This is a genomic window from Macrococcoides bohemicum, assembly GCF_003259675.1.
GTDB classification, from domain to species: domain Bacteria; phylum Bacillota; class Bacilli; order Staphylococcales; family Staphylococcaceae; genus Macrococcoides; species Macrococcoides bohemicum.
Window position 1 is genome coordinate 116,676 of sequence record NZ_PZJG01000005.1, and the last position, 26,567, is coordinate 143,242.

General features: G+C 33.7%; 24 protein-coding genes and 1 riboswitch. Of the genes, 23 read left to right on the top strand and 1 reads right to left on the bottom strand.

The window, feature by feature from the left end; translation table 11 throughout:
- Nucleotides 1-112: 112 nt before the first annotated feature.
- The 21 genes from rnjB to BHX94_RS09310 all read left to right on the top strand — a co-directional run bounded on the left by rnjB (nucleotide 113) and on the right by BHX94_RS09310 (nucleotide 22,122).
- On the top strand, nucleotides 113-1,786 hold the full coding sequence (gene rnjB, locus BHX94_RS09210) for a ribonuclease J2 (protein ID WP_111746097.1): 1,674 nt from the start codon (nucleotides 113-115) through the stop codon (nucleotides 1,784-1,786).
- A gap of 68 nt (nucleotides 1,787-1,854) precedes the next feature.
- Nucleotides 1,855-4,143: a DNA translocase FtsK gene (locus tag BHX94_RS09215; RefSeq protein ID WP_111746099.1), complete on the top strand. Its 2,289-nt coding sequence runs from the start codon at nucleotides 1,855-1,857 to the stop codon at nucleotides 4,141-4,143.
- 10 nt (nucleotides 4,144-4,153) lie between these two features.
- Entirely contained in the window at nucleotides 4,154-4,876 is a 723-nt protein-coding gene (locus tag BHX94_RS09220) for a GntR family transcriptional regulator (RefSeq protein ID WP_111746102.1), read from the top strand.
- Entirely contained in the window at nucleotides 4,873-6,102 is a 1,230-nt protein-coding gene (yfmF, locus tag BHX94_RS09225; protein ID WP_111746104.1) for an EF-P 5-aminopentanol modification-associated protein YfmF, read from the top strand. The genes BHX94_RS09220 and yfmF overlap by 4 nt, the downstream gene beginning before the upstream one ends.
- Nucleotides 6,099-7,373, top strand: a complete 1,275-nt coding sequence (gene yfmH / locus BHX94_RS09230) for an EF-P 5-aminopentanol modification-associated protein YfmH (protein ID WP_111746106.1) — start codon at nucleotides 6,099-6,101, stop codon at nucleotides 7,371-7,373. The genes yfmF and yfmH overlap by 4 nt, the downstream gene beginning before the upstream one ends.
- Nucleotides 7,366-8,076 carry an elongation factor P 5-aminopentanone reductase gene (ymfI, locus tag BHX94_RS09235; RefSeq protein ID WP_111746108.1) on the top strand — a complete coding sequence of 237 codons (711 nt, stop codon included), beginning with the start codon at nucleotides 7,366-7,368 and terminating at the stop codon, nucleotides 8,074-8,076. The genes yfmH and ymfI overlap by 8 nt, the downstream gene beginning before the upstream one ends.
- Before the next feature lie 11 nt (nucleotides 8,077-8,087).
- On the top strand, nucleotides 8,088-8,882 hold the full coding sequence (locus tag BHX94_RS09240) for a DUF3388 domain-containing protein (RefSeq protein WP_111746110.1): 795 nt from the start codon (nucleotides 8,088-8,090) through the stop codon (nucleotides 8,880-8,882).
- An 18-nt stretch (nucleotides 8,883-8,900) separates the two neighbouring features.
- Nucleotides 8,901-9,758 (top strand): helix-turn-helix domain-containing protein, encoded by an 858-nt coding sequence (locus BHX94_RS09245; RefSeq protein WP_111746112.1) that lies wholly within the window; start codon nucleotides 8,901-8,903, stop codon nucleotides 9,756-9,758.
- 33 nt (nucleotides 9,759-9,791) lie between these two features.
- Nucleotides 9,792-10,373, top strand: coding sequence for a CDP-diacylglycerol--glycerol-3-phosphate 3-phosphatidyltransferase (gene pgsA / locus BHX94_RS09250; RefSeq protein ID WP_096076666.1), 582 nt, complete (start codon nucleotides 9,792-9,794; stop codon nucleotides 10,371-10,373).
- Between the two features lie 296 nt (nucleotides 10,374-10,669).
- Nucleotides 10,670-11,731 carry a recombinase RecA gene (gene recA, locus BHX94_RS09255; RefSeq protein ID WP_111746114.1) on the top strand — a complete coding sequence of 354 codons (1,062 nt, stop codon included), beginning with the start codon at nucleotides 10,670-10,672 and terminating at the stop codon, nucleotides 11,729-11,731.
- A gap of 227 nt (nucleotides 11,732-11,958) precedes the next feature.
- Nucleotides 11,959-13,518: a ribonuclease Y gene (gene rny / locus BHX94_RS09260; protein ID WP_111746116.1), complete on the top strand. Its 1,560-nt coding sequence runs from the start codon at nucleotides 11,959-11,961 to the stop codon at nucleotides 13,516-13,518.
- Between the two features lie 135 nt (nucleotides 13,519-13,653).
- Complete coding sequence (locus BHX94_RS09265; protein ID WP_111746117.1) at nucleotides 13,654-14,241, top strand: hypothetical protein; 588 nt, start codon at nucleotides 13,654-13,656, stop codon at nucleotides 14,239-14,241.
- Nucleotides 14,242-14,252: 11 nt separating this feature from the next.
- On the top strand, nucleotides 14,253-15,014 hold the full coding sequence (locus BHX94_RS09270) for a hypothetical protein (protein WP_111746119.1): 762 nt from the start codon (nucleotides 14,253-14,255) through the stop codon (nucleotides 15,012-15,014).
- Nucleotides 15,015-15,021: 7 nt separating this feature from the next.
- Nucleotides 15,022-15,813, top strand: coding sequence for a TIGR00282 family metallophosphoesterase (locus tag BHX94_RS09275; protein WP_111746121.1), 792 nt, complete (start codon nucleotides 15,022-15,024; stop codon nucleotides 15,811-15,813).
- Nucleotides 15,814-15,823: 10 nt separating this feature from the next.
- Nucleotides 15,824-16,339, top strand: a complete 516-nt coding sequence (locus BHX94_RS09280) for a hypothetical protein (protein WP_096076660.1) — start codon at nucleotides 15,824-15,826, stop codon at nucleotides 16,337-16,339.
- Nucleotides 16,340-16,445: 106 nt separating this feature from the next.
- Nucleotides 16,446-18,179: a 2-oxoacid:acceptor oxidoreductase subunit alpha gene (locus BHX94_RS09285; protein ID WP_111746122.1), complete on the top strand. Its 1,734-nt coding sequence runs from the start codon at nucleotides 16,446-16,448 to the stop codon at nucleotides 18,177-18,179.
- Entirely contained in the window at nucleotides 18,180-19,043 is an 864-nt protein-coding gene (locus tag BHX94_RS09290; RefSeq protein ID WP_111746124.1) for a 2-oxoacid:ferredoxin oxidoreductase subunit beta, read from the top strand.
- Between the two features lie 187 nt (nucleotides 19,044-19,230).
- A riboswitch (TPP riboswitch) is annotated at nucleotides 19,231-19,331 on the top strand.
- Between the two features lie 44 nt (nucleotides 19,332-19,375).
- Nucleotides 19,376-20,398, top strand: coding sequence for an ABC transporter substrate-binding protein (locus BHX94_RS09295; RefSeq protein WP_111746126.1), 1,023 nt, complete (start codon nucleotides 19,376-19,378; stop codon nucleotides 20,396-20,398).
- On the top strand, nucleotides 20,398-20,685 hold the full coding sequence (locus BHX94_RS09300) for a thiamine-binding protein (protein ID WP_096076656.1): 288 nt from the start codon (nucleotides 20,398-20,400) through the stop codon (nucleotides 20,683-20,685). Before BHX94_RS09295 ends, BHX94_RS09300 begins: the two co-directional genes overlap by 1 nt.
- Entirely contained in the window at nucleotides 20,682-21,422 is a 741-nt protein-coding gene (locus BHX94_RS09305) for an ABC transporter permease (RefSeq protein ID WP_111746128.1), read from the top strand. Before BHX94_RS09300 ends, BHX94_RS09305 begins: the two co-directional genes overlap by 4 nt.
- The gene (locus tag BHX94_RS09310; RefSeq protein ID WP_111746130.1) at nucleotides 21,415-22,122 is read left to right on the top strand and encodes an ABC transporter ATP-binding protein; all 708 of its coding nucleotides are present in this window, start codon (nucleotides 21,415-21,417) and stop codon (nucleotides 22,120-22,122) included. Before BHX94_RS09305 ends, BHX94_RS09310 begins: the two co-directional genes overlap by 8 nt.
- 60 nt (nucleotides 22,123-22,182) lie before the next feature.
- Here the strand turns inward: BHX94_RS09310 and BHX94_RS09315 are convergent, their stop codons facing one another.
- Nucleotides 22,183-22,824, bottom strand: a complete 642-nt coding sequence (locus BHX94_RS09315; RefSeq protein WP_111746132.1) for a VTT domain-containing protein — start codon at nucleotides 22,822-22,824, stop codon at nucleotides 22,183-22,185.
- 133 nt (nucleotides 22,825-22,957) lie between these two features.
- Here BHX94_RS09315 and BHX94_RS09320 point away from each other — a divergent pair, with 133 nt between their 5' ends.
- Entirely contained in the window at nucleotides 22,958-24,673 is a 1,716-nt protein-coding gene (locus BHX94_RS09320; RefSeq protein WP_111746134.1) for an ABC transporter ATP-binding protein, read from the top strand.
- Entirely contained in the window at nucleotides 24,666-26,516 is a 1,851-nt protein-coding gene (locus tag BHX94_RS09325; protein WP_096076650.1) for an ABC transporter ATP-binding protein, read from the top strand. The genes BHX94_RS09320 and BHX94_RS09325 overlap by 8 nt, the downstream gene beginning before the upstream one ends.
- The last annotated feature ends 51 nt before the right edge of the window (nucleotides 26,517-26,567 follow it).

Sequence of the window (26,567 nt, forward strand, 5' to 3'; positions counted from 1 at the left end):
TTAATTGCGAGCAGAATATTCTGTTCGCTTTTTTTATTGTTAATTAATCTGCAAATAGCTTATAATAAAGAAGTATGAATTGTACGGGCGAATGAATTTAGGAGGAAATATTTTGAACTTAGTTAAAAAAGAAAATCAACATATAAGAATGATACCTTTAGGTGGTGTCGGTGAAATTGCAAAGAACATGTATATCGTAGAAGTTGACGATGAAATGTTTATGCTGGACGCAGGACTAATGTTTCCGGAAGATGAAATGTTAGGGATTGATGTCGTAATTCCGGATATTAATTATGTTATTGAGAATAAAGATAAGTTAAAAGGTATCTTTTTGAGTCACGGACATCAGGATGCAATTGGTGCGTTACGTTATATTATTGATCGAGTAGATGCACCAATTTATGGTTCACGTTTAACGATTGCACTTGTTAAAGATCAGATGCGTGAGGCGAAAGTAACAAAGAAGATTAAATACTATACAGTAAATAATAATTCAATTATGCGTTTTAAAAATGTGAACGTGTCTTTCTTTAGTACAACGCATAGTATTCCGGATTCACTTGGTATTGTGATACATACGTCACAAGGAGCTGTTGTTTATACTGGTGAATTTAAATTTGATCAAAGTATGACAGGCGCATATGCACCAGACATTACTAAGATGGGTCAAATTGGAAACAAAGGTGTATTAATGTTGATCAGTGATTCAACTGAAGCGGAGAAACCTGGTTATAATACACCGGAAAATGTTATTGAAAGTCACATTGTTGATGAATTTGCTAAAGCGCAAGGACGTATTATCGTATCGTGTTATGCATCAAACTTTATCCGAATACAGCAAGTACTAAATGCTGCAGCACGATTAAACCGTAAAGTTTCATTTTTAGGTAAATCTTTAGAATCATCATTTAATATTGCACGTAAACTTGGATACTTTGATATTAAAGAACAACTATTAGTACCAATAAAAGATGTTGAGAAATATCCAAAAAATGAACTGATTATTATATCTACTGGTTCTCAAGGTGAGCCGATTGAAGGATTAGGACAAATGGCATTACAAAAACACAGCATTTTAAATATTGAAGAAGGTGATACTGTATTTATTACAACGACACCATCTTCAAATATGGAAGTTATTTTAGGCTCAACGATCAACCACCTTGTTAAAGCAGGTGCGAAAGTGATTCCGACGAATAAGAAGATTCATGCATCAGGACATGGATGTATGGAAGAGCTAAAATTAATGCTGAACTTAATGAAACCGACATACTTTGTACCGGTACAAGGTGAATTTAAAATGCAGATTGCGCATGCAAAACTCGCTGCTGAAGCGGGTGTGTTACCGGAACATATTTTCCTACTTGAAAAAGGTGATGTCATCAATTATGACGGAGAACGTATGGTAGCCAATGAGAAAGTACCAGCAGGAAATGTTCTGATAGATGGTATCGGTGTTGGCGATGTAGGTAATATTGTTTTACGTGATCGACGATTGTTAAGTGAAGATGGCATTTTCATAGCTGTTGTAACATTAGATCCAAAAAATAGACGTATCGTAGCTGGACCACAGATTCAGTCACGTGGCTTTGTTTATGTACGTGAAAGTGAAGAATTAATGCGTGAAGCTGAAGAAAAAGTGCGTGAAATTGTTGAATTAGGCTTAATGCAAAATCGTATTGAATGGTCTGATATTAAGCAGGAAATGCGTGATAAATTAGGAAAGTTCCTATATGAAAATACGAAACGTCGTCCAATGATCATTCCGGTTATCTCTGAAATTTAAAGATAATAAACAAATGAACAAGCTAACTTTAGCTTGTTTATTTGTTTATATAAAGCAGGTGAAAATGAATGGCAGTTAAGAAGAAAACGACCAGAAAGAAAAAAACAAATAAAAACAAAAGTAATGAACCATATCGTTTTATTATCTCTATTTTGTTTATCGCGATACTGTTATTAGGTGTTTTTCAGTTTGGGTTATTAGGTGTAGGCATAGATAGTGTAATGACTTATATTTTCGGTTCAGCTCGTTTTTATGCATATATTCTACTCATACTCATAACAATCTATTATGCTGTAAACAATAGATGGATTCCTATCAATCGTCGTGTTAACGGCTGGTTATTACTTTTAATAAGTACACCATCCTTTATGCAGGTGATTCAGCACTTTTTACACAGAAAATCAGTTATACCTGTTTTTGATAAAATCTTTGAATTACAGTCTAAATCTGGCTTTCATTTTTTCGGAGGCGGTATGATTGGTTTTTTATTTGATTCAGTCTTTTCTACGCTATTAAGTGTTTTTGGTGCATTTATATTATCCATTATTATGATTATTTTAAGTATTCTTTTGATATTAGGACGTTCTATACGTAATACAGCACAGAAATTTCTGCTTTATCAAGTTGATAAAACGAAAGATTTATCTAGGCAGGCAAAAGTTCAATTAGAACAAAGAAAACAAAGAAGGATGGAACAAACGGTTAAAGATGTTTCTGATTTACCAGAAATTACTGCAATTGAAGCTGAATCTGAGCACTATCCTGAAGCAGAAATACCAATATATGAAGGCAATCAGGCAGTAGCGTTTCAAAATGATCTGCAAGGTGTCGAAGAAGTGCATCAAAATAATAATTCTGAATCTGAGACTATTGATACGAGTCAAGATGAACATTCAACACTTTCCGACGACACTGAACAAAGTGAAACTAGTGAAATGGAGAACGAAGATTATGATTTGCCTCCTATAACATTACTTTCTCCGACACCAGATAAAGCAAAATCAAATATGCAGGCAGTAAAAAAGCGTGGTCAGTTACTTGAAACAACATTGAAGAATTTTGGTGTGAATGCTAAAGTATCACAAATCAGAATAGGACCAGCTGTAACACAATATGAAGTGCAACCAGCGATGGGGGTAAAGGTTAGTCGTATTGTGAATTTACATAATGATATTGCTTTAGCGCTCGCTGCAAAAGATATTAGAATAGAAGCACCGATACCTGGTAAATCTGCTGTAGGTATTGAAGTACCGAATAGTTCTACATCAATGGTAACATTAAGAGAAGTAATAGAAGCTTCACCTGTTGAAGAAAATAAGTTAAAAGTTGTACTTGGGCGAGATATCAGTGGTGAAGCCATCACAGCAGAACTTGATAAAATGCCGCATTTACTTGTTGCAGGAGCAACAGGTAGTGGTAAGTCTGTATGTATCAACGGTATTATCACAAGTATTTTGATGCATGCTAAACCACATGAAGTGAAATTAATGATGATTGATCCTAAAATGGTAGAGTTAAATGTATACAATGGTATCCCTCATCTATTGACACCTGTCGTAACGAATCCACAGAAGGCTGCTCAAGCTTTACAGAAAATTGTAGGTGAAATGGAAAGACGTTATGATCTTTTTAGTCATACAGGAACACGTAATATTAAAGGATATAATCAATATTTACGACGCCAAAATGCAGAACTTGGCGAGAAAAATGCTGAATTACCGTATATCGTTGTAATCGTTGATGAGCTTGCAGATTTAATGATGGTCGCTAGTAAGGATGTTGAAGCAGCAATTATGCGTATCGCGCAAATGGCACGTGCAGCTGGCATTCATTTAATTATTGCGACACAAAGACCATCTGTTGATGTCATTACAGGTCTGATTAAAGCGAATATTCCTTCTCGTATTGCATTCAGCGTTAGTTCAGCAGTTGATTCTAGAACGATTCTAGATATGCAGGGTGCTGAAAAATTACTAGGCAAAGGTGATATGCTTTACTTGCCATATGGTGAATCAAAACCTAAACGTATTCAAGGGGCATTTTTATCAGACAAAGAAGTTGAAGATGTAGTTAACTTCGTCTGTAAACAACAATCAGCAAACTATGTTAAGTCACTGGAACCAAGTGAAGAGCATACACAAAAAGGTGAGTCAGAAGATGAACTTTATCCAGAAGCTTATCAATTTGTCGTTGAAAAACAAAAAGCATCAGCAAGTCTATTACAACGACAATTTAGAATTGGTTATAATAGAGCTGCAAGACTAATCGATGAACTTGAAGCAAATGGCGTTATTGGACCAAGTACAGGTAGTAAACCTAGAACGGTATTAATCGAAAACAATGAAATTGTAGAATGAGGTGGAGTACATGTCTGTAAATAGAGAGGTCGTCTTTATTAAAGATTGGATTTTAGAACAGATAAATTCAGGAAAATTTGAACTGCATAGACCTTTACCATCGCAATACGAAATATCTCGAATGATCGATCGATCGAGAGATGATATAGAATTAGCTTTTCACGAATTAGTGACCGAAAAGATTATTTCAGAACATTTTCAGGAAGGTTATTATATTAAGTCCAAACCAATATTTTTCTATCCAATTGATGAACTCAAAAGTATAACGAGTATGATAGAAGAAGGAGGACAATCAGCAGGTACAATGATGATAAGTCATGATATTGAACAACCTTCTATTGATGATAAACGCATATTAAATATTGAGGATGAATGCGATATTACAGTTATCGAACGTATCAGAACAGCAAATGATGAGCCTATCGTATATTGCTTAGATAAGATTGTTGCAGCGCCCTTGGAGGGTGAACACGATATATTGAGCCATTCATTATTAGAAATTATGGATCGTACTAATGAACTTAAAATTGTGTATGCTGAAAGTGAAATCGAATCAATTGCATATGAACCGTATATTTCTAATGCGTTGCAATGCACACCGGAAGAAAGCTTATTATTATTTAAACAAATCCATTATAATACACAAGATGAACCTGTATTATATTCATTGAATTATTTTAAATCGAGTCAGGTACAATTCGTTATTCAAAGAAAAGTAAGGAGTATTCTATGACAATTAATTTACTGAACACAGAGAAATTTAAGACGGTATCAATTGTACTTAAATTTAAAGCACCTCTTGATATCGATACGATGAGCAGAAGAGCAATTTTATCTAAACTTATTCAAAAGACAACTGAAAAATATGCTGACGAACAGGCAATGATTAATCATCTTGCATATTTATATGGTGCACATCTTTATAGTCATGTCATAAAACAAAACAATGCACATGTATTAACTGTAGGTATCGATATCATTAATGATAAATATCTTATTAATGAAGATTTATTACAAAAGGCATTTCAATTACTACATGAGGTTATATACGCACCTAATATAGAAGGTGAGTCTTTTCGAGAAGAATTATTAACAACTGAGAAACATCTATTTAAAAATAAGTATGACGCTATAAAAGAGAATTTAGGCCAATATGGTTTCTATCAGTTATTAAAAACAATGTTTGAAGATGAGTCGATGCGTAATCCAAGTTTTGGAGATATACAAAAGTTAGAACTTGTTACAGGTGAAGAAGTTTATCAAGCATATAAAGCTATGTTAAAGGATGATGAAGCACATCTTTATATCGTTGGAGATGTAGATGAGTCGAGAGTTTCTAAACTAGCAAAAGAATATCTGGATTTACCCGAAAATAAAATTGATTTAACACAGGTAAAATTAAAGGATATTCATACACCTCAGACAGTTGTTGAATACATTGAGACGAAGCAAGCACGTATTAATATGGGTTATAAGCTAAATGTTAAACATCCTGAGAAAAGCTACTACGCATTTATTTTACTCAATCAAATATTTGGTGGTGATCCATCAAGCATGTTATTTACCAATGTGCGTGAAAAATTGAGTTTAGCATATCAAATTCATAGTCAGATTGATGCAAGAAGCGGTATGTTATATGTACTCTCTGGTGTCAATCAGGATAAACGTCAGCAGGCGATTGACACTATTAATGATGAATTTGAAAAGATTAGACAAGGTGATTTCGATAATGAACTATTGAATACAGCGAAACGTATGATTATTAATCAGAAGAAAGAATCAATGGATCGACCGAAAGGCTTTGTAGAAATTGAGTTTTCTAATACGTTTGGTGCACACGTTGATGAAGTTGAATGGATAGAAGGTATACAGACAATAACGAAAGAAGATATTATAAATCTTGCACAAACAGGGGCTTTACATACTGTGTATTGTTTAACAAGTGAGGGAACAGAATGAAACAAACTTATTATAAAGCAATAGATGAAACATTATTTGAAACAGTATTAGATAATGGCATGCAGCTATTTATTATTCCAAAAAAAGGGTTTCAGAAATCGTATGTCACAATGACAACAAAGTATGGATCTATACATAATGATTTTGTTAGACAAGATGGAACGAAAGTACATATGCCAAAAGGCATTGCACATTTTCTTGAACATAAAATGTTTGAGAAAGAAGATGGTGATATGTTTAACGTATTCTCAAAATATGGAAGTTCTGCCAATGCATTCACTTCATATGACAGAACAAGTTATTTATTTACTACTGTTGAATCATTAAAAGAAAACATTAAATTATTAGTAAATATGTTACAAACTCCATATTTTACAAAAGAAAGTGTAGAAAAAGAAGTAGGTATCATTGCTGAAGAAATTAAAATGTATCAGGATCAGCCTAATTATCGCCTTTATTATCAGACTTTAAAAGCAATGTATCATACGCATCCAGTACGTGTTGATATTGCAGGTACAGTTGAAAGTATCAATGAGATTACTGATCAGACTTTATATGATTGCTATAATACATTCTATCATCCGAAGAATATGGTGATGTTTATTGTAGGGAATGTTGAACCGAAAGCAATGACCGAGTATATTAACGGCATTATCAAACCATTTAACACTTTTCAGCCAGTTAATATATTACCTTTTGAAGAACCTGCAGGTGTAGTACTTAATGAGGTTAAGTCGATTGATAATGTGCAAATGGATAAATTAATGCTTGGTATTAAAACAGATAATTTTAAAAGTACAGATAACTTAATATTAACTGAACTCAAGATACTTTTTGCTTTAGATATGCTTTTTGGAGAACAAACAGATTTTTATCAGTCACTGTTGAAAGAACAATTAATAGATGATTCTTTCGGATTTAATTTTACGATAGAGCCAACTTTCTCACATATGTTTATAGCTGGTGCCACTCGCGATGCCGAAAGATTAAAGCAACGGATAATCAGTCAATTATATAACTTTGACTTATTAAAAGACCAAAAATCCTTTGATTTAATTGTACGTCAAACCATCGGTGAATATGTTTCAAGCATGAATAGCCCTGAATATATTGCGAATCAGTTTACACGATATTTCTTCAATGATGTTATATTATTCGATATTCTGCCACTTTTAGAACAACTGACATTAGCTGAGTGCATTGAAACTTATAAAAGTACATTAAATAATGCTCATATTACGGATAGTAGAATTGTGAAGCGCAATGGGTAAATATCTCGTTATTGGAGCAAGTGGTGATATTGGCAAACAAATAACACATGATTTGTTATTTAAAGGGCATGAAGTAATTGCGCATTATAATAATACGGACATTACTGCTTTACAAAATGAATTTCAAAATGAAGCAATAAGTTTTGTTCAATTTGATTTAAGTAAACCACTTTATGAAAATCCATTACAGGACTGGATGACAAGTTATCTGGATGGTATGATCTATACAGCAGGAACTGCTTATTATGCACCTATACAAGAAGTGACAACTGAAGCTATGGATGCTCAATATCATATTCACTTTTCAAACCTTGTAAAGTTAACTCAATTTGTTTTGAGTGGTATGCAAAACAATGAGTATGGCCGCATTGTTGTAATCAGCTCAATTTGGGGAGAAACTGGCAGTGCAACTGAATCCATCTATAGTGGCATGAAAGCAGCACAAATTGGCTTTATTAAATCCATGGCGAAAGAACTTATACAAACAAACATTACAGCAAATGTTGTAACACCCGGTGTAGTTAATGGTAAAATGACATTACAGTTAAATGAAGAAGATATACAATTATTAATATCACAATTACCACAACAAAGGTTCATTTCACCGAAAGAAATTAGTCATACTGTATTGTATTTACTAGATGATTTATCACAATCTATTACGGGTACAGTACAAAGCGTGAATGGTGGTTGGTATATATAGGGGGTTTGTTAATGACAGTAATTCAGGAAACGAAAGAATGGTATCTTGAATATGAAATTAAGATTAACAGAGCTGGTTTACTTGGAGATGTTTCAAGTTTACTTGGTGTTCTTGGCATCAGTATCATAACAATTAATGGTGTTGATCAAGGTGTCCGTGGGTTATTAATTAAAACAGATGATCTTGAAAAAGTGACGCGTTTTGAAAATATTATCAGTCAGTTAGAAGATATTGAAATCATAAAACTACGAAAACCTTTGTTACAGGACCGTTTAGCGGTTAGACATGGTCAGCATATTGAAAGAGATAATAAAAATAAGCATATCTTTAAATTTGTGCGTAAAGATTTAGGTATCCTTGTAGATTTAATGGCGGAGTTGTTTAAGCAGGATGGCAACCTGGTGATTGGTGTGCGAGGGATGCCACGTGTAGGGAAAACAGAATCTGTCGTTGCTGCAAGTGTTTGTGCGCATAAGAAGTGGTTATTTATTTCTTCTACGATGATTAAACAAACCGTTCGTAATAAATTGTATAAGGGCGAGTATGATGATAAGCATATCTTTATCATAGATGGCGCTTTGACTATTAAACAAAATGCTGAACATCTTAATCTTGTGAGAGAAGTTATGTCATTGCCTACAACAAAAGTTATAGAGCATCCAGATTTATTTGTACAGAAAACAGATTACACTTTAGAAGATTTTGATTATATTATAGAATTACGTGAAACAGAAGATCAGGAAATTACGTACGAAAAGTTATCAAAGAACAGTTTATTTGATAATGACGAATTTGCGTTCTTTTAAGCTGTAAAGGGGGCAATTATGAAACCAATCGGACAAATATTACGTTCAAAACGTGAGTCGTTAGGTATGACATTAATAGATTTAGAGAAAAAAGTGAAAATTCAAAAGAAATACATAGAAATGATTGAGAAAAATGAGTTTGATCGTTTGCCTAATCCTGACTATACACGAGGTTTTATAGAGAAATATGCAAAAGCAGTTAATTTAAATGCAGAAAATCTATTGAAAGAGCATCAAAATGAATTACCAACTAAAAAACTAAGTGCTAAAGAAGCAAGTAAACTCATTAAAAATACACAAACAACACGAAGTACAGATCAAAGTGTGCAAAAATTACTTGCATGGCTGTTAGGGATTATTCTTATAATGTTTTTAATTTGGCTTATATTTTCACAGTTTATCTTCACAGATAAAAATAGTGAGTGGCAGGCAGAAGATATTAATAAGAGCCGTAGTGTTAAAGTTGAAAAAAAGACGGAAGAAAAACCTGTCGCATCTAAAACAGAACAGTCATCAAATGAAAAACGAAAAGAAAAAGAAAATGTGAAAGTCGAAGCATCGACTAAATTAACCTATAAAAACTTTGATGGTGCAAACCTAGCATATGAAGTAGAATCAACAGAACCGTTAAAACTTAAGATAGATTCTAAAATACCAACATGGGTACAAATTTATGATGATAAAAAGAAAAATTATGCTTATAAAGAAACGAAAAGAGAATCATTCAATATCGATGAAAAAGTGAAAAATATCACGTTAATATCAGGGAACTCAACTTCAATGGAAGTATATATTAACGATAAGAAAGTTTCTGTACCAAAAGAAGCAGATAATTTAATTACAAGAACATATTTCTTTAAAGTAATCAATAATTAATTGATTTAAACTAATAAGTAAAGGAAGTTAATAATGAATATACCAAATCAAATTACAGTTGCACGCGTATTGCTCATACCTGTATTTCTAGTGTTTTTACTAGCAGATTTTAATATGGGGAAAATGAGCTTTTTAGGTAGTGATACGATGCGTATTGAACAATTTATTGCAGCTTGTATTTTTATCTTTGCATCACTGACAGACTGGATTGACGGCTATTTAGCAAGAAAATGGCAGCTTGTAACGAATATGGGGAAATTTTTAGATCCGTTAGCTGACAAGCTACTCGTATCAAGTGGATTGATTGCTTTAGTAGAACTAGGGTTAATTCCATCATGGATGGCTATTGTGATTATCGCAAGAGAATTTGCAGTTACCGGTTTACGTCTATTGCAAATCGAGCAGGGATTTGTTTCTGCTGCTGGCCAATTAGGAAAGATTAAGACTGCAGTAACGATGTTAGCAATGACATTATTATTGCTTAATGAGCCATTCAATCAGATGATTGGATTTAAGCTGGGTTACCCATTGATGTATATCGCTGTATTTTTCACTATATTGTCTGGTATTGAATATTTTTATCATGGCAGAAACGTCTTTAAAAATTCCAAATAATATTAAGGGCTAAGTATATCTTAGCTCTTTTTTTCTAAAATTTTACTTTATTCAAAAATTAATAAGGATAATCACAGAAAATATAGTGTATGTTCCCATTTTTAAAGAAAATATAAAAAAATACAAACATGCGTTCGCTTTTTACTTGCTAAATTAATAAATAATCAGTATAGTATTATTTGTAGTGAGTAATGAGGTTACGATATAAATATTTGAAATAGTGAAATATATGTAAGTGATATATGAGTAACATAAAACAACAAACAATGATTGTAATTATAGGAGGACTCGAACATATGAGTGAACGTCAACAAGCTTTAGATACAGTAATTAAGAATATGGAAAAATCTTTTGGTAAAGGTGCGGTAATGAAACTAGGAGAAAATGCTACACGTAATGTGTCAGCGGTTTCTTCAGGATCGATTACACTGGATAATGCTTTAGGTATAGGCGGATATCCTAAAGGACGTATCATTGAAATATATGGACCGGAGAGTTCTGGTAAAACTACAGTTGCTTTACATGCAATTGCTGAAGTACAGAAACAAGGTGGTATTGCAGCATTTATCGATGCAGAGCATGCACTTGATCCAGTTTATGCACAAAAATTAGGTGTAGATATTGATAATCTTTATTTATCACAACCTGATCACGGTGAACAAGGTTTAGAAATCGCAGAAGCATTTGTGCGTAGTGGTGCTGTCGATATTATCGTAGTCGATTCAGTAGCTGCATTAACGCCTAAAGCTGAGATTGAAGGGGAAATGGGAGATTCTCATATGGGTCTTCAGGCGCGTTTAATGTCTCAGGCATTACGTAAACTTTCAGGTGCAGTTTCTAAATCAAATACGATTGCAATATTTATTAACCAGGTTCGTGAAAAGATTGGTGTTATGTTTGGTAACCCTGAGACAACACCTGGTGGTCGTGCACTTAAATTCTACTCTTCAGTACGTTTAGAAGTACGTCGTGCAGAACAGTTAAAACAAGGTCAGGATATTGTAGGTAACCGTACTAAGATTAAAGTTGTTAAAAATAAAGTAGCACCACCATTTAAAGTTGCAGAAGTGGATATTATGTATGGTCAAGGTATTTCTCGTGAAGGTGAAATGGTTGATTTAGGTGCAGAGTATGAAGTACTACAAAAATCTGGCGCATGGTATTCATATGAAGGTGAACGTATTGGACAGGGACGTGAGAACATTAAAACATACTTACGTGAAAATCCGGAAGTTCGTGACGAAATTGATATGAAGATTCGTAAAGCGATGGGAATCGGTGAAGATAAAGATGCAGTTAAAGCTGAAACACCGGGTACACCACCAGCAGAAGATTTGTTTGATGATGAATTAGTATAATATTTCGAATCCGAATAATATGTTATGAAACAAAATAACATGTTATTCGGATTTTTGTAATATTTCAACAATTAATTAATTATACGTTAAATTATTTTCTACTTATCTTGACACGCTTAACTTATTAAACGTACAATTAATTTGTATATGAAATAAGTGGTATTTTATTTCTGTACTGAAGTCTTATGTATAACTAGATGAAAAAAAGCAAATAAGGAGGTGTTTATGTGGATCTATTAACCCTCTTATACATTTTGCTTGGAATAATTCTAGGTGTTGGTGTAGGGTATGTATTAGCAAAAAATAGCTTAACTAATCAGCAAAATCAAGCGCGTACAACTGCTGAACATATTATTAGTGAAGCAAACAAAGAAGCTGAAAGTCTTAAAAAGGAAAAATTACTTGAAGCAAAAGAAGAGAATCAAGTAAGAAGTGATCGTTTAGAAGCGGAGTATAAAGAACGTCGTTCAGACCTTGCAAGACATGAAGCAAGACTACTTCAAAAAGAAGAAAACTTAGATCGTAAAAGTGAACTTTTAGATAAAAAGGATGAACTTTTAGAACAAAAAGAATCTAAAATTGAAGAAAAACAACAACATGTAGATGCGTTAGAGCAAAGTGTCCAAGACATTATAGTAAAACATGAACAAGAATTAACACGCATCTCCGGACTGACGCAAGAAGAAGCAAAACAGGAAATCATTGATCAAGTTGAAGATGAATTAACACATGACATTGCTGTTATGGTGAAGGAAAAAGAACAAGAAGCAAAAATGCAGGTTGATAAAAAAGCCAAAATGGTACTTGCAACTACAGTTCAACGTTTAGCAGCAGAACATACTTCAGAATCAACTGTATCAGTAATTAACCTTCCAAATGATGAAATGAAAGGTAGAATTATCGGTCGTGAAGGTCGAAATATTCGTACATTAGAAACGTTAACAGGTATTGATTTAATCATTGATGATACACCTGAAGCGGTCATTTTATCTGGATTCGACCCAATCAGACGTGAAATTGCTAAAACAGCATTAGAAGCTTTAGTTTCAGATGGAAGAATTCACCCTGGACGTATTGAAGAGATGGTTGAAAAAGCGCGTAAATCTGTTGACGAAATTATTCGTGAAGCAGGGGAAGCAGCGACTTTTGAACTTGGTATACATAATTTACATCCAGACTTAGTGAAGATTTTAGGACGCATGAAGTTCCGTACGAGTTATGGGCAAAATGTGCTGAAACATTCTATTGAAGTAGCACATTTATCAGGAATGCTTGCAGCTGAACTTGGTGAAGATATTACTTTAGCAAAACGTGCAGGATTATTACATGATATCGGTAAAGCGATTGACCATGAAGTTGAAGGATCACATGTTGAAATAGGTGTGGATTTAGCGAAGAAATATCGTGAACATCCTACAGTAATTAATGCGATTCACTCACATCATGGTGATATTGAACCGAACAGTGTTATCTCAGTACTTGTTGCAGCAGCTGATGCGTTAAGCGCAGCAAGACCTGGAGCAAGACGAGAAACATTAGAGAATTATGTAAGACGTCTTGAACGATTGGAACAAATCTCTGAAAGTTATGATGGAGTTGAAAAATCATTTGCGATTCAAGCTGGACGCGAGATTAGAATTATCGTTTCGCCAGAAGACGTTGATGATTTAAAAGCACATCGTATTGCAAGAGATATTAAAAATCAGATTGAAGAAGAGTTACAATATCCTGGTCACATTAAAGTGACAGTCGTCAGAGAAATGCGTGCGATTGAATACGCGAAATAATTATAACAATATTAACAACGCTTAAAGCTATAAAGCTTTAAGCGTTGTTTTTTAATTTTTTGAAGGTAAATAGTATATGTAATGGAAATATATTATAATTAAATTATTCTTATTCTAGAGAGGATGATGAATTTGATGGATACACATCATAAAGAGAAGATTAAACAAACAATATTACCACTATATGCATTGTTTTTTGACGCATTACCAAATGATTTAGGATTAAGCATTCAAACGAATATCAATTTACCTGATATGTCTGATCACTTTGAATCATATTGCATTCATGAAGAATACACTACTTTTTCCAGGATGAAGGAGACATCAATTAAAGCGCAAAAGAATGCTATGAAATCCATTAGCCATCCTCTGCAAGATTTACTTCAGTTATATGAGCAACCAGATATAAAGTCGATGTTACAACAAATTAAAGATATTGATAGCGTTCCAACAATACAAAGTAAAATGCAGCATAATAGTAATATCATCAATAAATATTTTTTTGATACAAACCAAAAGAGTGAAGTGATTGAAAATCATCATGAAAATTTAATAAATAAACAATTAAGTGAACTTAGTGAAAATAAAAAAGAGGTCTTCATTCATTTACCACCTATCAATAAAAATAATATTGATATTTTAATTTCTATTTTCTGCGGGAAATATTCAGCTATTCAATTCGCCTTTGCAGGTGATAATATTATAGGTATACATATTGTATAAGGAGTGAAGCTATGGAAAAACGTGTAAAGATTTATTTATGTATAGCTGCAATATTAATTTTACTATCTTTATTACCGCTCCTTGAAGCTTACATGCTTCATTCAAATAGACAAACTGCAAACAACGAAAGGTTATTAACTGAACTAACGATTGATAAAAAGAATATTACCGAAGTGAATGCCGCTGATAATATTAATGTTGATATGATTAGTGTTGAACATATATTTACTGATGATAAAGGGAAAGAAATAGTTGCGCACAGTATGGATGAATATCAAAAATTAATGAAAAAAAGCGTTAGCTATTCTCGAACCTATCAGTTAGGAGATCAGACGATACAGTTTACTGAGAATATCAATAAAAAACGTGTGAGTGAAATTCTGATAAATAAGAAGAAAGTAAATATAAATATTAAAACGATTCAACAATTAAATAATCATTATGTGTATACTCCCTTAATCTTTGAAAAGAAAATAGCGACTGGTGAAACATTATTAATGTTAATGCAGCAAAATAAAGAAGATATTCGTTATATAGGTTTACAAAGTCATGATGACAATACAGTTGGTAAAACGACGCTTGAAGCGATTGATTTAGATGGTGTGTGGAATAATCGTATGAATTTGGTTGGTTTTAATACTTTACCGAAACAGTATCTGAGTTATTATATTTTTCATCTTTCTATATTTTATCCATTGCTCACATTGATTCTAGGACTATTTTTATGTTATATATGTTATTTGAGAGTGAAAACAACACGAGTGAAAGAATGAGGAAGCTATGAGAATATTATTTATTGGTGATGTTGTAGGAGCTATCGGTAGAGATATGCTAGCAGAATATTTACCACAACTGAAGAAAAAGTATGGACCGAATATTACGATTGTTAATGGTGAAAATGCAGCACATGGTAGAGGGATTACAGAAAAAATCTATAAGGAAATGATGACTTTAGGTGTAGACTGCGTAACGCTCGGCAATCATACGTACGGCCAGCGTGACAGTTATGAATTATTAAATAGTGATGTAAAGATGATACGTCCCGCAAACTATCCGGATGATAATCCTGGAAAAGGAATGCAGATTATCAAATTTAATGACAAAAAGATTGCTGTCATCAATTTGCAGGGGCGCGCATTTATGCAGCAGATTGATTGTCCATTTAAAAAGTTTGATTTACTTTATGAAACTGCTAAAAAAGAAACGGATTATATCTTTGTTGATTTTCATGCTGAGACAACAAGTGAAAAAGGCGCTTTTGGATATTATGTGGATGGACGAGCAAGTGTTGTTGTAGGTACACACACACATATTCAGACAAGTGATAACCGAATGCTTGATAAAGGTACAGGGTTTATTACAGATGTTGGTATGACTGGTTATTATGATGGTATATTAGGCATTAATAAAGATGAAGTCATCCACCGCTTTTTAACATCGATGCCGGTTAAACACGTCGTCCCGGAAAAAGGAAGAGGCGTGCTGAGTGGCGTTTTTATAGAGCTTAAGACAGATGGGACAACGAAGAAGATAGAAAGAATATTAATTAATCAGGATAATCCATTGAAATAGAGAGGGAAGAATGTTTAGTAAGAAAAATGAAAAACCATTTTTAAATAAAAGAGATCAAATCAGTTATACAGACAATGCACTTGATTTTTATAACTATGCTGAAGCAATGTTATTTGATAAAAATGTTATACTCACATTTAAACAAATTACACCAGCGGGCACAGTTAAACAAAGAAAACTTGTTATGTCAGGAATTGTGGCAAAGGTCATTGCTGAAACTTTTATTGAGCCACTAAAAGATTACAAAAAATTTGAAGGTGAAATTGATAGATATCATGTAGATTTCTATAATACACATGATAACAACTCACAAACATTAGATGAGACATTATTATATATTCATGATTTTGAAATTGCTTTCAGTCAAATCGCATTCCTATTACAATTCGAACAGGATACTGCTTTTGAAGATGTATATTATGAAGCATTTATCGTTAATCCAGAACTTGCAGTTTATCTGAAAGAAATCCTGGATGATGTAGTGTATCAATTCGAAGGTAAATTTGGTGTAATTGAATTAGATTAATCGTATCGGCCATTCGACTGATTTTTTATTGAAGAACCACTTGTCTATGTTAAGACAAGTGGTTCTTTGTTATATTATAATAAGTGATTAAAGTAGGAGGGTATTTATGAAATCTCAAATTTCTTGGAAAGTCGGCGGACAGCAAGGTGAGGGTATTGAAAGTACTGGAGAGATGTTTTCAACTGCGCTGAATCGTTTGGGTTATTATTTATATGGATATAGACATTTCTCAAGTCGTATTAAAGGTGGACATACGAATAACAAAATTCGTGTCTCTACATCTAGAGTGCATTCAATCAGCGATGATTTAGATATATTAGTGGCATTTGATCAGGAAACAATTGATGTTAACTATCATGAAATGAATGAAACAGGCATTATTTTAGCAGATAGCAAGTTTGATCCGGAAAAGCCTGAAGATTATGAGGGTAAGTTCTTCCCAATCGCATTTACTGAAATTGCAAAAGAACTTGGTACAGCATTAATGAAGAACATGGTAGCAATTGGTGCGAGTGCAAGTCTAATTGGTGTAGACCTTAAACACTTTGAAATATTAGTTGATGATATTTTCGGTAAAAAGGGTGAAAAGATTTGTGCATTAAACAAACAGGCTTTACATGCAGGTTTTGATTTAATGGAACAGGAGGATATCCACACGTTTACATTAAATCCTTCAACTGAAGATGGCCATTTATTTATGATTGGTAATGACGCGATTTCATTAGGTGCAATAACTGGTGGAGCACGCTTTATGGCAGCTTATCCTATCACGCCTGCGAGTGAGATTATGGAGTACATGATTGATAAGTTACCTGATTTCGGTGGTACGGTTATTCAGACTGAAGATGAAATTGCAGCGGCTGTTATGGCTATCGGTGTAAACTATGGCGGCGTTAGAGCATTTACTGCTTCGGCGGGTCCGGGTTTATCTTTAATGATGGAAGCAATCGGATTAAGTGGGATGACAGAACAACCATTTGTAGTCATTAACACAATGCGTGGTGGTCCATCAACAGGTTTACCAACGAAACAAGAGCAATCAGACTTAATGCAGATGATTTACGGTACGCATGGTGATATTCCTAAAATTGTATTAGCACCGACAACAGCTGAAGATGCATTCTACTTAACAGCAGAAGCATTTAACTTAGCAGAACAATATCAGTGCCCAGTTATTTTATTAAGTGACTTACAACTTTCTATGGGGAAACATACAGTGCCTAATTTAGATTTTAATCGCATTAAAATTGATCGTGGGAACTTAATTACTGAAGTTGAGCCACGTGAAGATAAATCATACTTCAAACGATATGAAGTAACTGAAAGTGGTGTATCGCCTCGTGTGATTCCGGGTATTAAAAACGGTATTCACCACGTAACAGGAGTAGAACACACGGAAGAAGGTAAACCTTCTGAAAGCCCGGTAAACCGTGCGAAACAAATGGAAAAACGTATGCGTAAAATCGAACAGTTAAAAATATCAGAACCTGTTGATTATAAAGAAAATCATGTAGAAGCTGATGTATTAGTAATTGGCTACCTATCAACGTATGGTGCAATTGATGAAGCAATTGAACGAATTGATGGTCAGGTAAATCACCTGCATATTAAACAATTACACCCATTTCCTACAGAGGAAGTACAAGCTGCAATCAATAAGGCGAAGAAAGTTATTGTCGCTGAACATAACTATGCAGGACAATTATCAAGCATTATCAAGATGAATACAATGCATGAAGGTAAGATTACGAATTTCACTAAATATGATGGTACACCATTCTTACCGAAGGAAATCGAAGCAAAAATCAATGAAGTAATAGAAGTAAAGGAGCGCATCTAAATGGCAACGTTTAAAGATTTTAGAAATAGTGTGAAACCAAACTGGTGTCCAGGATGTGGTGACTTCTCAGTGCAAGCAGCAATTCAAAAAGCATGTGCAAACGTAGGTTTAGAACCTGAAGAATTAGCTGTAATTACAGGAATCGGATGTTCTGGTCGTTTATCAGGTTATATTAATTCATTCGGTGTTCACTCAATTCATGGCCGTGCATTACCGATGGCACAAGGTGTTAAAATGGCAAACCAGGAACTTACAGTTATCGCTTCAGGTGGAGATGGAGATGGATACGCTATTGGTATGGGACATACAATCCACTCAATACGTCGTAATATTGACTTAACATATGTAGTAATGGATAACCAGATTTATGGTTTAACAAAAGGTCAAACTTCACCAAGTTCAGCACATGGATTTGTTACTAAAACAACGCCACATGGTTCAATTGAGAAAAATGTATCTCCATTAGAACTTGCAATTACATCAGGTGCAACATTTGTAGCACAAAGTTTCTCAAGTGATATTAAAGAATTAACATCAATTATTGAAGCTGCGATTAACCATAAAGGATTTGCATTCGTTAATGTATTCTCTCCATGTGTTACGTACAATAAAGTAAATACGTACGATTGGTTTAAAGAAAACTTAGTTTCTTTAAACGATATCGAAGGTTATGACAATAAAGACAAAATGCAAGCATTAAACACTGTAGTAGAGCATAACGGATTAGTAACTGGAATCATTTATCAGGATACTGAAACGTCAAGCTATGCAGAACAATTAAATGGTTACTCAAAATCATTGGCGAAAGAACCAATTGAAATGGACCCATCTAAATTTGAAGCTTTAATGGCTGAATTTAAATAAAATAAAGAGACATAGTAATCTGGTGATTGCTATGTCTTTTATTTATCTTTTAAAAAAACTACCTTTAACAAGAAAATTAACGTAGAATAATCATAAAATTATTTCAGTTCAGTAGCGTAAAAATTAAGTCTTAAACATTTGATGCTTGGTATTTCTTTGGTATACTTGTAAAGGAAAATAAAATAACTAAAAACACTAGGGGAGTCATTCTGAGAATGGACACTGGTCCTAAACCCTTATTCACCTGATCTAGGTAAAACTAGCGTAGGGAAGTGTCGCTTTTTGACACAACTTTACATGTAGGTTGTGTTTTTTATTTGGAGGAAAATAAGATGAAAAAAAGTATATTAGTAGGGATGAGTTGTGCAGTATTATTAGCTGCTTGTGGTAACGAAGAAAATAAAGATGCTAATAAAACTACAAGTAAGACGGACAGCAACAAAACTGAAAAAGTTACCATGATGTTAGACTGGACACCAAATACGAACCATACGGGTATTTATGTGGCAAAAGAAAAAGGCTTCTTTAAGAAACATGGTCTGGATGTTGATATTAAAACGCCTGGTGATGTTACTGCTGATCAGATGATAGCTGCAAATAAGAAAGATGTTCAATTTGGTATTAGTGCGCAGGAGCAGGTTACACAGTCACGTTCAGAAGGTGTACCTATTAAATCAATCGGTGCAATCATACAACATAACACAAGTGGTTTTATGAGTTTGAAAGATAAGCATATAAAATCACCAAAAGATTATGAAGGTAAAACATACGGTGGCTGGGGTGCGCCAATTGAGAAGGCATTTATTGAAACATTGATGAAAAAAGAAAATGCTGATGTCAACAAAACGAAGATTGTCAATATGGGGAATACTGATTTCTTCTCAGCTTCTAAGAAAAATATTGATTTCTCTTGGGTATACTACGGATGGACCGGTATTGAAGCAGAAACAAGAAATATTGACGTAAACATGCAATACTTAACAGATTACGATAAAAATCTAGATTATTATACACCGATTATTATTGCCAATGAAAAATATTTAAAATCAAACCCTGATACAGCTAAAGCATTTATGGCAGCCGTAAAAGAAGGATATGAATATGCGATTAAACACGAAAAAGAAAGTGCAGATATTTTAATTAAATCAGCACCGGAATTAAAGAAACAAAAAGATTTAGTCTATAAATCTCAAAGCTATTTATCGCCGAAATATCAAGATGATGCAAAATCCTGGGGTATTCAGGATGAGAAAGTATGGGCCAATTATGCGAAGTATTTAAAAGATAATAAAATTATTAAAAATGATTTTGTTGCAAAAGATGCATTTACAAATGAATTTGTGGAGGTTAAATAATGGCGAATACAATAATGAGCATTCAAATTATTCCTAAAACACCAGAAGGTCAGGATGTAATACCATATGTCGATGCTGCGATCGAAGTGATTGAACAATCAGGTCTTAAATTTGTAGTATCCCCACTTGAGACAAGTATTGAAGGTGATATGCATGAACTGTTACCATTAATCGAACAGATGAACCATCGTATGCGTGCATTAGGCTGTGAATCAATTATTTCGCAGGTGAAATTCTATCATGGAGAATCAGTATCGATGGATGCATTGGTTGCGAAATATCGATGATTAAAGCTTTAAAATTCTCATTGTTTATGATTTGCTTGTTGCTTGTATGGGAAGGATTTGTATGGCTATTAAAAGTCGATCCCTATACACTACCTGCGCCAAGTGCTATTGCAAAGTCATTCGTGGTAGATTTTCCTGAATACTTTCCACATCTGTTACCGACGATACAACTTGTATTATTAGGTTTATTTTGTTCAATTATTTGTGGTGTTCTATTTGCGGTCATACTTAACTTAATACCAGTATTAAATGATTATATTTATCCGTTACTTATTATGAGTCAGAATATCCCTGTTATTGTTATTGCACCGTTACTTGTAATATGGTTTGGATTTGGACTATTACCGAAACTCATCGTGATTACTTTAATCTGTTTCTTTCCCATAACAGTGAGTTTGCTGGAAGGATTTCACGAGACAGATAAAGATTTAAAGAAATATATGCAAATGATGGGTGCTTCACGTATGGAACTATTTACAAAATTAGAATGGCCAAACAGTATGCCGTTTTTCTTTAATGGTTTAAAGATTGCCGGCACGTATTCAGTAATGGGTGCGATTATTTCTGAATGGCTTGGAAGTGACAAAGGTTTAGGTAAATTTATGATACTTGCACAACGTGCATTTCAAGTAGATCAGGTTTTTGTTGCGATTGTCTGGATCATTATATTCGCATTAATAATATATATTGTAATAGAAGCGATAAAACGTTTCGTATTGAGGTGGAATCATGAATAACTTAATAACGATACAAAATGTTTCACATCAATATGGAGACAAGCAAGTATTAGCTGGTATTAATCTTACAGTACTGCAGAATGAAATTATTGCAATTCTGGGACCGAGTGGGTCTGGGAAGTCAACGCTTATTAATATTATAGGTGGACTATTAGAACAAACATCTGGAGAAGTCTATATTAACGATAAGAAAGTGATGACTACTGGGCATGTTTCATTTATGCCTCAAACGAGTTCTTTAATGCCATGGCGTACTGTAGAAGATAATATTAAACTTGCTACTGAAATTGGAAAAGAAAATAACCAAGATCAAAGTTTATCATTATTAGAGCGTGCGGGTTTTACTGGTATTAAAGATCAATATCCAGCCAGTTTATCTGGAGGTATGAAACAGCGCGTGTCTTTCTTACGTGCATTAAATACAAACCATCAAGTATTGTTACTCGATGAACCATTTTCTGCATTAGATGAAATTACACGTGTGGATATGCAGCAGTGGCTAAAGGGATTGATTAAAGAAACAGGTAAGACTGTACTTATGATTACCCATAGCATTGAAGAAGCGATTTTAATGTCTGATCGTATTATCGTACTCAACGGTAAACCAGCAACAATTGATCATATTTATGACACTAATAGAATTGAAAGAGAAACAGGCATGCAGGCTCTGAAATTGAAATTGTTTGATCAATTAAGGTAAGGAAGTAATACAAACAAAAAGGAGAGACACGACCGTCTCTCCTTTTTATATGTATTTATATTACTTATTACATATATTCTTAATAACACTTATTACTGCTGGTAAGACTGAAATTAAAATAATTAAAATAAGTACAATTTCAAAATTATTTTTTACAATCGGTATATTTCCGAAGAAGTAGCCACCTGCTAGACAAATTCCTACCCATACAACAGCACCGATTACGTTATACAGAATAAAGTAGCTGTATTTCATAGAACTTGCACCGGCAACGAATGGTATAAATGTTCTGATAAACGGCATAAACCTTGCAATAACGATCGTCTTTCCGCCATACGTATTAAAGAAATTTTCTGCTTTTAACATGTGATCCTGTTTGATTAATCTGCCGATTTTTGGATGATTCACGATACCGTATCCTACCCATTTACCGATATGGTAGTTTAGGGTATCACCAATAATCGCTGCGAGTGATAATAATATAAATAAAAACCAGATATTTATTGCGCCTTGCGGTGCTAATGCTCCTGCTGCAAATAACATTGAATCACCAGGCAAGAATGGCATGATGACTAATCCCGTTTCTACGAATACGATACCAAATAATATTGCATATGTAAGTGTGCCGTAATCTTTTACGATATTAACGAGATGTTCGTCGATATGTAAAATGAAATCCATTAATTGAGTAAGTATTGACATTTATTTAGCTCCAATTCATTTGTTTTTTCTAATTTATTATACGCTAGTCTATCTTACTTGCAAAAGAGTAAGTATATTTATTTTTAATTAATTTATTTAATGGCATAATATGAATAAGAAAGAGGGTGGGAATATGATATTAAAGTTTACGAAGCCATATTCAGGATATATCATCTTTGCTTTAATCCTGATGCTACTGGAACTGGCGGTAGAGTTAAGTTTGCCAGTTATCTTATCCCAGATTATCAATGAGGGGATATTAAAGAATGATTTGAATCAAACTTTCTTTTATTTAGGTCTTTTAGTTGTAATGAGTATTGCAGCATTTATTTGTGGTATCATTAATTCATTTGTGGCAAGTCATGTCTGTCATGGGTTTTCATATGACTTAAGAGAAGCTTTGTTTCAGCATATTCAAAAGTTTTCTTTAGCAACACTTGAGAAATTTAGTACATCGAGTATAATAACTCGTCTTACAAGTGATGTTATCGCATGTGAAATGGTGCTATTTATGAGTTTAAGAATTATGTTGCGCGCACCATTACTAGTGATCGGTAGTATTGTTATGAGTTTTATGGTTGCACCGCATTTAGCGATTTACTTACTTATAGGAAGTCCGATTATCTTTATCTTTTTATACATATCAGCAAGAAGTGGCATGAAACTCTTTAGACGTGTTCAAAAAGAGCTGGATGGTGTCAATCGTACCATTCAACAGAATCAATCTTCAGTAAGGATGATTCGTGCAAATTTAAGTGGTGCATATGAAACTTCAAAATTTGAAAGAACTTCAACATTACTAAAGAATGACACGGTTAAAGCACTTAAATTGATGGAACGAATTTTACCGTTTTTATTAATAGTTATGAATATTGCACTTTTAATAGTGATTTATATGGGTGCAAAAGATGTTACTCAAAATGCGCTAAATGTTGGTGCACTAGTCGCTGTAATCAATTATGCATTGCGTATGCAAGGCGGCTTTTCAATGTTTGCTTTCATTATCATTGCTTTCTCACGTGCAAAAGCAAGTAGTGATCGTATGACTGAAGTCCTTGAAACACCTGTCGATGAAGATCTTTCAAAAACTAATATTCAGCCTCATGCAGGTGGAGCAAGTGTTGAGTTTATAGATGTAGACTTTAAATATCCTTTATCACATCGAAATGTGCTGGAGAATATTAATTTTAAAGTGAATGCCGGTGAAAAATTTGTCGTTATGGGGGCGACAGGGTCTGGTAAATCTGCAATGTTAAGTTTAATCCCTAGAATGTATGAACCAACAAAAGGTCAGATACTAATTGATGGTAAAGATATTAAAGAATATCAGGAAAGCTATTTAAGAGAAATGATTGGCTATGTTCCTCAGAAGAATACATTGTTTACAGGTACCGTATTCGATAATATTATATTTGGCAATCAACTGGCTAGTGAAAGTGAAGTGATGAGAGCTACTGAAATTGCACAAATTCACGATAATATCATGGATTTTGATCGGCAATATAAAACAGGTGTCGGTCAGGAAGGTGTTAATTTATCTGGTGGCCAAAAACAACGTATCGCAATAGCTCGTGCAATTATTCGTGAGCCGAATATTTTAATACTTGATGATTCGACTTCTGCTTTAGATATACACACAGAATCAAAATTATTTAATACTTTACAGCAACTACCGATGACTCGTATAATCGTAAGTCAAAAAATTGAGACCGCAAAAACAGCTGATCATATTTTGCTACTTGATCAAGGTAAAGTAGTTGGCTTCGGAGACCATGCAACTTTACTGAAGACATCGGAGCTGTATCAACAAATTAATGATTCTCAGGAAAGAGGTGAGGTAGGTGCCTAAATCAATTCTGGGACATGAATTTATATTAAAGAAAGAAGATTTAAAAAAGAAAAAGCAAAAAACTGATCAACGAGGGAACACAATACCGAATGCAAAGAACTGGCAATATTCAATGAAGAAAATATGGCAGTTGATGGATGATGCACATTTTAAACTATTTATCGTAATTACGTGTGTGATTATTTCATCCTTATTAGGATTGCTTGGACCATATATGATTGGTAAGATTATTGATAATAAAATCATTCCAAAAAAGTTTGATGGTCTGACACAAGATTTGTGGATGCTACTTATCATATTTATATTATTATCTGTAACATCATATATTGCAGCCATTATCATGGTAACAATCGCGCAGGATACTGTATATAAACTAAGAATGCAATTATTTTCACATATGCAGAAGTTACCGATACCTTTCTTCGATAAACGACAACATGGTGAACTGATGAGCCGTATGACAAATGATATTGATACAATATCACAAGTATTAAATTCATCATTTATACAGTTTACATCATCTGTTGTCACAATCGTTGGAACAATCATCGTGATGCTTATGTTGTCACCATTACTTACATTACTGACGATGATTATTATACCGCTTATGTTTATTGCGATGCAGTGGATTACAAGACGAACTGGACCGCTCTATAAACGCAGACAAAAAGCAATTGGGGCAATGAATGGTTATATTGAAGAAATTATTTCAGGACAAGTTGTCGTAAAAGTATTCTCACAGGAACAAGAAGTCATTAGTGGATTTAGTGAAAAGAATAGAAACGTACGTGATAATAGTTTCTGGTCTGTGACGTATTCTGGTTTCATTCCGAAAGTGATGAACTTATTTAATAATATCTCATTTGCAATTGTTGCCGGTATCGGTGGTATATTAGCGTTAAAAGGATACGGTATAACAGTTGGAACAATCGTTATATTTGCAGAATATGCACGTCAATTCACGCGACCATTAAATGATTTAGCAAACCAGTTTAATACAGTGTTAAGTGCATTAAGTGGTGCTGAACGTGTTTTTGAAATTATCGATACTGAAGAAGAAATAGATGTAGATAATGCTAATCGTAACCTAGAAATAAAAGGCGATATAAAACTAGAAAATGTAGTATTCAAATATAATGAAGAACAGACGAAACCAACAATTAACAATGTATCATTTGAAGTGAAAACTGGTGAATCTTTAGCGCTTGTCGGAGCAACTGGTGCAGGAAAAACGACGATTATTCAACTGCTTGCCAGATTTTATGAAATACAAGGTGGATCTATAAAGATTGATGACATCGATATTAAAGATATACCAAAGGCAACCCTTCGTAACCAGATGGCATATGTATTACAGGATCCATTTATATTTGATGGGACGATAAGAGAAAATATTAAATATAAAAATCAGGACATTAGTGATGAAGTGATGATTCAGGCTGCTAAAGATGCCAATGCTTATGACTTTATTATGAGACTTGAACATGGATTTGATACAGAAATTACTTTTGAATCTACACATCTATCACAAGGTGAGAAGCAACTTATCAATATATCGCGTGCACTCGTATTAAATCCTAAAATACTTTTGCTCGATGAAGCAACAAGTAATATTGATACTGTAACTGAGATGAAGTTACAAGAAGCAATTGAAAAACTTATGCACGGAAGAACAAGTATTATCATTGCGCACCGATTAAATACGGTGAAAAAAGCAGATAAGATTGTCGTATTAAATCAAGGGGAAGTCATAGAAGCAGGTAAACAAAGTGATTTAATCGCTTTACGAGGTGTGTACTATGACATGCTGAATTCAGGTGATGACCTTGAATTGTTGGAATAAAATAAAATGTGAAATTTAGAGCCGATAAACCATTGTTTATCGGTTCTTTTT

What these genes read in the sequence shown, in the direction of transcription:
- BHX94_RS09215 (WP_111746099.1), top strand. Translation starts at nt 1,855, where the DNA reads ATGGCAGTTAAGAAGAAAACGACCAGAAAGAAAAAAACAAATAAAAAC.
- BHX94_RS09220 (WP_111746102.1), top strand. Translation starts at nt 4,154, where the DNA reads ATGTCTGTAAATAGAGAGGTCGTCTTTATTAAAGATTGGATTTTAGAA.
- yfmF (WP_111746104.1), top strand. Translation starts at nt 4,873, where the DNA reads ATGACAATTAATTTACTGAACACAGAGAAATTTAAGACGGTATCAATT.
- yfmH (WP_111746106.1), top strand. Translation starts at nt 6,099, where the DNA reads ATGAAACAAACTTATTATAAAGCAATAGATGAAACATTATTTGAAACA.
- ymfI (WP_111746108.1), top strand. Translation starts at nt 7,366, where the DNA reads ATGGGTAAATATCTCGTTATTGGAGCAAGTGGTGATATTGGCAAACAA.
- BHX94_RS09240 (WP_111746110.1), top strand. Translation starts at nt 8,088, where the DNA reads ATGACAGTAATTCAGGAAACGAAAGAATGGTATCTTGAATATGAAATT.
- BHX94_RS09245 (WP_111746112.1), top strand. Translation starts at nt 8,901, where the DNA reads ATGAAACCAATCGGACAAATATTACGTTCAAAACGTGAGTCGTTAGGT.
- pgsA (WP_096076666.1), top strand. Translation starts at nt 9,792, where the DNA reads ATGAATATACCAAATCAAATTACAGTTGCACGCGTATTGCTCATACCT.
- recA (WP_111746114.1), top strand. Translation starts at nt 10,670, where the DNA reads ATGAGTGAACGTCAACAAGCTTTAGATACAGTAATTAAGAATATGGAA.
- BHX94_RS09265 (WP_111746117.1), top strand. Translation starts at nt 13,654, where the DNA reads ATGGATACACATCATAAAGAGAAGATTAAACAAACAATATTACCACTA.
- BHX94_RS09270 (WP_111746119.1), top strand. Translation starts at nt 14,253, where the DNA reads ATGGAAAAACGTGTAAAGATTTATTTATGTATAGCTGCAATATTAATT.
- BHX94_RS09275 (WP_111746121.1), top strand. Translation starts at nt 15,022, where the DNA reads ATGAGAATATTATTTATTGGTGATGTTGTAGGAGCTATCGGTAGAGAT.
- BHX94_RS09280 (WP_096076660.1), top strand. Translation starts at nt 15,824, where the DNA reads ATGTTTAGTAAGAAAAATGAAAAACCATTTTTAAATAAAAGAGATCAA.
- BHX94_RS09285 (WP_111746122.1), top strand. Translation starts at nt 16,446, where the DNA reads ATGAAATCTCAAATTTCTTGGAAAGTCGGCGGACAGCAAGGTGAGGGT.
- BHX94_RS09290 (WP_111746124.1), top strand. Translation starts at nt 18,180, where the DNA reads ATGGCAACGTTTAAAGATTTTAGAAATAGTGTGAAACCAAACTGGTGT.
- BHX94_RS09295 (WP_111746126.1), top strand. Translation starts at nt 19,376, where the DNA reads ATGAAAAAAAGTATATTAGTAGGGATGAGTTGTGCAGTATTATTAGCT.
- BHX94_RS09300 (WP_096076656.1), top strand. Translation starts at nt 20,398, where the DNA reads ATGGCGAATACAATAATGAGCATTCAAATTATTCCTAAAACACCAGAA.
- BHX94_RS09305 (WP_111746128.1), top strand. Translation starts at nt 20,682, where the DNA reads ATGATTAAAGCTTTAAAATTCTCATTGTTTATGATTTGCTTGTTGCTT.
- BHX94_RS09310 (WP_111746130.1), top strand. Translation starts at nt 21,415, where the DNA reads ATGAATAACTTAATAACGATACAAAATGTTTCACATCAATATGGAGAC.
- BHX94_RS09315 (WP_111746132.1), bottom strand. Translation starts at nt 22,824, where the DNA reads ATGTCAATACTTACTCAATTAATGGATTTCATTTTACATATCGACGAA.
- BHX94_RS09320 (WP_111746134.1), top strand. Translation starts at nt 22,958, where the DNA reads ATGATATTAAAGTTTACGAAGCCATATTCAGGATATATCATCTTTGCT.